The following is an 8,305-nucleotide window of genomic DNA, read 5'->3' on the forward strand; positions in this document are numbered from 1 at the left end:
TGCTGCACCCGGAGCCACAATGACCTTTGATGTTCAGTTTTCCTCGGATGTTTCCTCTACCACCAGCGGTGGCCCGCTGCTTGAGTGCTTGCTGCTAGTTGCGCGCGCGCACCAAATTACCAGCACGCGCGAAGCGTTGTTGGCCGGGTTGCCGTTGGATGGGCATCAACTCACTCCCTCTTTATTTGCACGCGCAGCCAAACGCGCGGGCCTCACCAGTAAAATTGCAGAGCGCGACTTGCTCAAATTAAATACTGCGCTATTTCCTGCGGTGCTTATCTTGCAAGACAACCAAGCTTGCGTATTACTCGCCATAAAAGAAAATTCTGCGCAATTACTCTATCCCGAGTTGGGTGATGCAGTCGTTAATGTGTCATTGGACGACTTGGCTCAACAGTACACCGGTCGTGCGATTTACGTGCGCCCGCAAGAGCGATTTGATGCGCGTACTGCTGAGATCGGTAAAAAGGCCAATGCAAAAAATCATACCGGGCATTGGTTTTGGAATGTTATCTCCGAGCACAAATATTTATATCGCGATGTTTTGCTTACGGCGTTGTTAATCAATTTTTTCGCCTTGGTAGCACCGCTGTTTGTGATGAATGTGTATGACCGTGTAGTGCCTAATCACGCTACTGATACCCTTTGGGTTCTCTCGGTCGGAATGTTAGTTGCGATCAGTGCCGATTTTGCCTTGCGCATGATGCGCACCTGGTTTGTTGATCTCGCCGCGAGCCGTATTGATGTCACCTTGTCGGCAAGCATTATGGAACGTGTGCTGGGGATGAAATTTTCCGAGCGGCCAGCATCGGTAGGGTCTTTTACCGCAGGCCTGCAGTCCTTTGAGTCTATTCGCAGTTTTATTTCTTCCGCGACAATTTTGGCATTAGTCGATTTGCCGTTTGTTTTATTGTTCCTAATTGTTGTCTTGTTGATTTCTTGGCCTTTGGTATTTCCCATTATTGTGGGCGTTGCGTTGGTGATGATTTACACCGCAGCGGTACAACACAAAATGCATTTGTTAGCTGAAAGCTCGATGCAGGCATCCGCACAGCGCAATGCCACCTTAGTTGAAAGTTTAACGGGGTTGGATACAGTAAAAACCTTGGGTGCCGAAGGGCAAATGCAGGCGATTTGGGAAAAAACCACGCTCTTGGCATCGCGGGTTGGAGTCAAAATGCGTTTTCTGTCTGGCTCAGTTGGCACGAGTACGTTGTGGATTCAACAAGCCGTGTCAGTGGTCATTATTATTGTGGGTGTCTACCAGATTATTGATGGCAATTTAAGCCAAGGCGGACTGATCGCCGCATATATGTTGTCATCGCGCATTATGGCGCCGGTAGGGCAGACCGCCGGTTTATTGATGCAATATCACAGCGCGGCAACGGCATTGACGGCGCTGGACGCCATAATGGAAAAACCCGTGGAGCGACCAGCGGATGCCAATTGGATTAGTCGCCCACGTTTGCAAGGTGGAATTGAGTTCAAAAAAGTTTCCTTTAAGTACCCACAAGATGAGCGCGAAGTGTTGCGCGATGTGGCGTTCAACATTAATCCCGGCGAACATGTTGCAATACTCGGGCGCAATGGCTCAGGCAAAACCACGATTGAAAAATTAATTACCGGTTTATATGAGCCGGCTGCAGGATCCGTGCTGTTAGATGGCATTGATATTCGCCAGCTCGATCCGGCTGAGTTGCGCCGCAATATGGGTTATGTCGCGCAAGATGTAAATTTATTTTTTGGCTCCCTGCGCGACAATATTGCGATGGGTGCATTGAATGCAACAGATGACGCTATTGTAGAGGCGGTGCGTTTGAGCGGCCTGATGGATTTTGTTAACCAGCATCCTATGGGGTTGGCCATGCCGGTGGGTGAACACGGGCAATTACTGTCTGGTGGGCAGCGTCAGTCGGTGAGTATTGCGCGTGCACTGTTAAGCGATCCACCGATTTTATTAATGGATGAACCGACCGGCTCGATGGATCACACCAGCGAGGAGGAGTTCAAGCGTAATCTCGCACAGTTTGCCGCGCACAAAACCCTATTGGTGATTACTCATCGCACTTCTCTGTTGGAATTAGTGAATCGTATTATTGTGATCGATGCGGGGAAAATTCTTGCCGACGGACCAAAAGAACAGGTAATAGAAGCGCTGCGTCAAGGCAGAATCGGGAGAGCATCATGACGGGCTCGCGCGATAAAATCTGGTTTGAGCGCGTTGGTCGCTGGATGAATAAAATCGGTCTGCCTGCGACAGCTTATATCGACAAACTCTATGCGCGCTGGTTTGATCCGCTGCATGAACAGCAGCAGGATTGGGTGACCGATTCGGATTGGGCGAAGTTGCAACAGGAACCCATACGTGCGCGTGCATTGTTGCGGGTAGTTGTGTTGATTATGCTGTTGTTGCTGGTATGGGCGGCATTTGCGCCGCTTGATGAAGTGGCGCGCGGCGAAGGCAAGGTGATTCCTTCATCGCAACTGCAAATTATTCAATCCTTTGATGGCGGCGTAGTGCAGGAAGTTTTGGTGCGCGAAGGGCAGGTGGTTGAAAAAGGCGATTTATTATTGCGCATTGATCCCACTCGTTTTATTGCTACCTTTCGCGAGAACCGGGCGGAATCTGCATCGCTGCAAGCCCGTGCAGCCCGCTTGCGGGCATTAACCTCTAATACGGATTTACAGTTTGCGGATGATTTGCTGGCGGATGCGCCGGATATAGTGAAGCACGAGCGCAGTTTGTACGAGTCCAATCGCAAAGAGTTGGATGAACAATTAAGTATTGCGCGCAGCCAATTAGATCAGCGCTCGGAAGAATTAAATGAAGTGCGGGCAAAACTGACGCAAGTGACGCGCGCGTTAGAATTATCGACGCAAGAATTAAATGTCACCAAGCCTCTGCTGGCCAGTGGTGCGATTTCCGAAGTAGAAATTTTGCGCTTGGAAGCGGAGGTGTCCAACGCAAAAGGTGAGCGTGCGCAAGCGTTGTCACAAGAATCGCGGTTGATGCTTGCGGTGCAAGAGGCAGAGGGAAAATTGCGTGAAACAGAGTTGCTGGTGAGCAATAAATGGCGCAATGAATTATCGGAGGTGCTAAGTAAACTTGCCTCGCTTTCTGAAACCAGCACAGGGCTGGCCGATAAAATTAAATACGCTGAAATTCGCTCGCCGGTGCGCGGAACGGTGCAACGCTTATTTACCAATACCGTCGGTGGTGTGGTGCAGCCGGGGCATGAAGTGATCGAGATGGTGCCGCTCGATGATCAATTATTAATTGAAGCCAAGGTATCACCCAAAGACATCGCGTTTTTGCACCCAGGGCAAGCGGCGATTGTGAAATTTACCGCTTACGATTTTGTGGTGTATGGTGGATTAAAAGGCACGGTTGAACACATTAGCCCAGATACGATAACCGATGAAAAAGAGCGCACCTTTTATATTGTGCGCGTGCGTACCGAGCGCGCGGGTTTTAACCCAAGCCTACCGATTATGCCGGGCATGATGACGCAAGTGGATATCCTTACCGGCAAAAAAACTGTGCTCGCCTATTTGTTAAAGCCAGTGCTGCGAGCACAACAAAATGCGATGACCGAACGATGATGCAACATCTGTTTTTTGCTCCTGCCCATATCACTTCAAACCGCTGGTTACAGGCCTTTCCTTCTGCACAGATGAGTGATGTGGTGCCTACCAGAGTCGGTGCTAGCGATGTGGTCTGGTTGCTGCTGCGCGATGACTTGAGTTTTACGCACATTAAAAACCTGAGTTCCATCGGTGCGCGGGTTATTGCTATGACTGCTATCGAATCACCACAGGAAGCGCGTCGTGCGCTGGAGGCGGGGGCGAGTGGTTATGTGCATTACTTGGCGATTCCACAGGTGCTCGAACAGGTGGCGCAGGTAGTCGCTGCCGGTGGTATGTGGTTAGGAGCAGATTTGATGCGGCAGTTGGTATTGGCAACGGCGCGTATATTGCCGGCGGTTGAAACCCCTCAGGCTGATTTGTCGCAACTGACTAGCCGTGAAAAGGCCGTTGCTGAGTTGGTCGCTGCCGGTAACAGTAATAAAGAGGTCGCCCGCGAGCTGGACATTACCGAGCGCACGGTGAAGGCTCATTTGAGTGCTGTATTTGCAAAACTTCAGGTGCGCGATCGCCTGCAACTGGTGCTGGTGTTATCCAATAACACTGGCGCTTAAAACATTTCAATCAAAAATCCCGCCTATCTATTCTTTATTCTTTTATAGAAATAAAAAACCTCTGCTTATTGTCCTTTAGTCCAATGGCGTAAGTTTCATCACTGTCTAGACTTCAACTATCGCACTCACTTCGTGAGCTGCATCACATATTTCTATTGTATGGAGTTATCTATGAGTACTGCTGTTGCCAAGGTCGCGTTTCTTCAAGGTCAAGCTTGGGCGAAAGCCCCGGATGGCACTCTGCGTGCTCTTACAGTTGGCAGTACACTGAACGATGACGACATATTGGTGACGGCGCAGGGTTCCCGCGTTGAATTGGATGTTGGCAATGGCGAGCCTCTGGTAGTTAACGGCGGCCAAGAGGTGGGTATGAGTCGCGATTTCCTCGCCGATACCGCAACCGAGGCGGATGAAGCCTTGCTGAGCGATGCCAGTGTGCAAGAGGCTCTGACTGTATTGAATCAGGGCGGTGATCTGTTGGAAGAGTTGGAAGAAACGGCTGCGGGCGATAACACCAGCAGCAACTCAGATGGCAGTAGCTTTGTACGTTTAACCAGAATTGTTGAAGGGACTGGCTCGCAATCCTTTGGTTATGATGCTGCTAATACCGCTGGGACTGGCGCACCGCAAAACGATGCAGACTATATCAACCGCGCGCCTTTGGTAACTGATCAAACCTTGGCAAGTAATGAAGATGAAGTGCTCACTGGGCAAATCATCGCCACTGATATTGAAGGCGATTCAATCACTTATGCGCTGACCAGCGCGCCAGCTAATGGCACTTTGCAGCTCAATCCGATTACTGGTCAGTTCACCTTTATCCCTACCGCAAACTATTTCGGTCCAGACAGTTTTGTCGTCACCGTGACCGATAGTCGCGGTAACGCCAGTAGCACCACAATCACCTTAAACATACTATCGGTTAATGATGCACCTACCACCAACGATATCAATCTCACCACCGACGAAGATGTACCAGTAAACGGGCAGGTTGTGGCGGAGGATATTGAGGGCGATACACTGACTTACACGGTTTCAGGTCAGCCTGCGCATGGCAGTGTGGCGCTGAACCCGGCCACTGGTGCGTTTGTGTATACGCCTAGTGCCGATTACAACGGTAGCGATGTGTTTATCGTGACAGTGGCTGATGGCAATGGCGGTACAACCACCAGTACCGTGCGCATTGGTATCAATCCGGTCAATGATGCACCGGTCAGCAATGACCAAAACCTGATTACCGATGAAGATACTCCAATCGATGGCCAAGTCGTCGCGAGCGATGTCGATGGCGATACGCTCGGTTACAGTGTTTCCGCTCAGCCTGGCAACGGTGTGGTGGTACTGAATGCTGCTACCGGTGGTTTTACCTATACCCCCAATGCCAACTACAACGGCAGCGATAGTTTTGTCGTCACCATTAGTGATGGCAATGGCGGCACAACAACCAGCCGAATCAATATCGGCATTAATCCGGTCAATGATGCCCCAGAGTCTGCTGACCAAAATCTCACTACGCCGGAAGATACGCCGCTCAACGGTCAGGTAGTGGCTACTGATGTTGAAAATGACACTCTTGCTTATGTTGTATCCGGCCAGCCGACGAATGGCAGCGTCACTCTTAATCCGGCTACCGGTGTGTTCGTGTATACCCCGAATGCCAATTACAACGGCAGCGATAGTTTTGTGGTGACTATCGATGATGGCAATGGTGGCACTACCACTAGTCGTATCAATATAGGTGTCACACCGGTGAATGATGCGCCGGTCGCTAGCAATTTGAATTTGACTACACCGGAAGACACGCCCATCTCCAATCAAATCAGTGCGTCCGATGTGGATGGCGATACGCTGACCTTCAGTCTTACCGGTGCGCCCGGTAATGGTTCGGTGAGCTTAAATCCTGCAACAGGTAACTTTACCTACACCCCGAATAACAACTTCAACGGCAGCGATAGTTTTGTGGTGACCATCAGCGATGGCAATGGCGGAACCACCACCAGCCTGGTCAATATTGGCGTGACGCCAGTGAACGATGCCCCGAGCGCCAGCAATCAAAACCTCACCACACCGGAAGATACCCCCATCAGCGGCGCTATCAGTGCCAGCGATCCCGATGGCGATACGCTCACTTACAGCGTGTCTGGCACACCCGCTCATGGCAACGTGGTGCTGAATCTGGCAACAGGCGGGTTTACCTATACACCCAATGCGGCCTATAACGGTAGCGATAGCTTTGTGGTCACCATCAGTGATGGTCAAGGCGGCACTACCACCAGTACCGTCAACATTGGCGTTACGCCGGCGGCTGCTACCACGGTGAGCAGTGTCACAAGCCCATCGGTAACGGAAGGCGGTGACCTTGTTTATGATGTGACCCTCAGTGGTCCAGCCGCCAGTGGCACCAGTTTGGCGTACAGCTTGGGTGGTGGTACTGCTAGCGCCGCTGATTATGGCAGCGCTAGCTTCAGCAATGGCGTCACACTTGTCGGCGGTAATTTGATTGTCCCGACCGGAGTCAGCAGTTTTACCGTAACTATACCCACGGTTGACGATGCTATTGCAGAAGTAACTGAAACCCTGCCGCTCAGTGTGGGCGGTGTGACGGGTACAGGTAATATTCAGGATAACGATCCTGCCCCCAAAATTACCTCGCTTGGTGTAACTCATGCCACCGAGGGCGACAATCTGGTTTGCACCGTAACCTTCGATCAGGTGCTTGGTGCGCCCTATACTTTGTCCTACAGTATTGGCGGCGGTACTGCGTCACTTGCAGATTACGGTACGCCCATTTTTAGTAACGGTGTTACGGTAGTGGGGGGGAATCTGTTAATTCCGAGCGGGATTAGCAGTTTTAACATCACCCTGCCAACCCTAGACGACAGCATCAATGAGCCAACAGAAATAGTTCCATTTACCTTTGGTGCACTGACCATCAACGGCAACATTTACGATAACGATGCGGCGCCGAGTGTGAGTATCGACAGTGTCAGTGTGAATGAAGCAGATGGCACCGCGACCTTTACTGTCACTTTATCTGCGGCTTCTGGCCGAGCCATCAATGTCGATTACACCAGCAGCAATGGCACCGCCACCGCCGGTAGCGACTACACCTCGGTAAGCGGCACCTTGAACTTTGCCGCCGGTGAAACCAGCAAAACCATCACGGTAAATATTGCTGATGACAGTATTTTTGAAGGCAATGAAAACTTCTTTATTACCCTAAGCAACCCGACTAATGCCACCCTCGGTACCGCTGTAGGTACAGGTACGATTGTAGATAACGACAGCGCCACAACAGTTAGCAGTGTATCCAGCCCATCAGTCATAGAGGGCGGCGATCTGGTCTACAGCATAGCCTTGAGCAATCCATCGGCCAGCACAACCAGCCTTGCTTATAGCTTGGGTGGTGGTAGCGCCTCTGCGACTGACTATGGCACGCCGACCTTTAATAACGGTGTTACCTTGGTAGGCGGCAATTTGATTATCCCTGCAGGGGTCACGAGCTTTACAGTGACTCTACCCACTGTGGATGATGCATTAAACGAAACTGCGGAAACTGTGCCTCTTACCATTGGTGGCGTAACGGGCACCGGCACCATTACCGACAATGATGCCGTTCCTAGTTTGAGTATTGATAGCGTCAGTGTGAATGAAAACGCTGGCACCGCTACCTTCACCGTAACTCTCTCAGCTGCTTCAGGCCAAGTGGTTGGTGTTAACTACGCCACCAGCAATGGCAGTGCGACACAGCCAAGCGACTACACAAGCACCAGCGGCACCTTGAGTTTTGCAGCCGGTGAAACCAGCAAAACGATCACCGTCCCTATCACAGATGACAACCTGTTTGAAGGCAATGAAACCTTCAATGTTGTGCTCAGCGGCGCCACCAACGCCACCATCGCAACTGACACTGGGGTAGGGACGATTGTCGATAATGAGACTGCACCAACGGTTACCGCAATTAGCACCCCATCCACACTAGAAGGTGCGGATCTGGTCTACAGCATCACCCTGAGCAACCCATCGGCCACCCCAACCAGTTTGGCTTATAGCCTGGGTGGCGGTACTGCAGTAGCAGCGGATATAGGCACACCCACCTTCAACAA

Annotated in this window: 4 protein-coding genes; all 4 read left to right on the plus strand. The window is 51.1% G+C overall.

Annotated features, from left to right (window positions below):
- The first annotated feature begins 19 nt into the window (after positions 1 to 19).
- Positions 20 to 2,188, plus strand: coding sequence for a type I secretion system permease/ATPase (locus tag AWU77_RS03420; RefSeq protein WP_062059319.1), 2,169 nt, complete (start codon positions 20 to 22; stop codon positions 2,186 to 2,188).
- Positions 2,185 to 3,603: an HlyD family type I secretion periplasmic adaptor subunit gene (locus AWU77_RS03425; protein WP_062059321.1), complete on the plus strand. Its 1,419-nt coding sequence runs from the start codon at positions 2,185 to 2,187 to the stop codon at positions 3,601 to 3,603. Before AWU77_RS03420 ends, AWU77_RS03425 begins: the two co-directional genes overlap by 4 nt.
- Entirely contained in the window at positions 3,600 to 4,199 is a 600-nt protein-coding gene (locus tag AWU77_RS03430) for a LuxR C-terminal-related transcriptional regulator (protein WP_238582292.1), read from the plus strand. The genes AWU77_RS03425 and AWU77_RS03430 overlap by 4 nt, the downstream gene beginning before the upstream one ends.
- Positions 4,200 to 4,370: 171 nt before the next feature.
- On the plus strand, positions 4,371 to 8,305 hold a 3,935-nt coding region (locus AWU77_RS03435), incomplete at its 3' end, for a retention module-containing protein (RefSeq protein WP_193747488.1).

The sequence above is a fragment of the Cellvibrio sp. OA-2007 genome, assembly GCF_000953825.1.
In the GTDB taxonomy this organism is placed as follows: domain Bacteria; phylum Pseudomonadota; class Gammaproteobacteria; order Pseudomonadales; family Cellvibrionaceae; genus Cellvibrio.

What these genes read in the sequence shown, in the direction of transcription:
- AWU77_RS03420 (WP_062059319.1), top strand. Translation starts at nt 20, where the DNA reads ATGACCTTTGATGTTCAGTTTTCCTCGGATGTTTCCTCTACCACCAGC.
- AWU77_RS03430 (WP_238582292.1), top strand. Translation starts at nt 3,600, where the DNA reads ATGATGCAACATCTGTTTTTTGCTCCTGCCCATATCACTTCAAACCGC.
- AWU77_RS03425 (WP_062059321.1), top strand. Translation starts at nt 2,185, where the DNA reads ATGACGGGCTCGCGCGATAAAATCTGGTTTGAGCGCGTTGGTCGCTGG.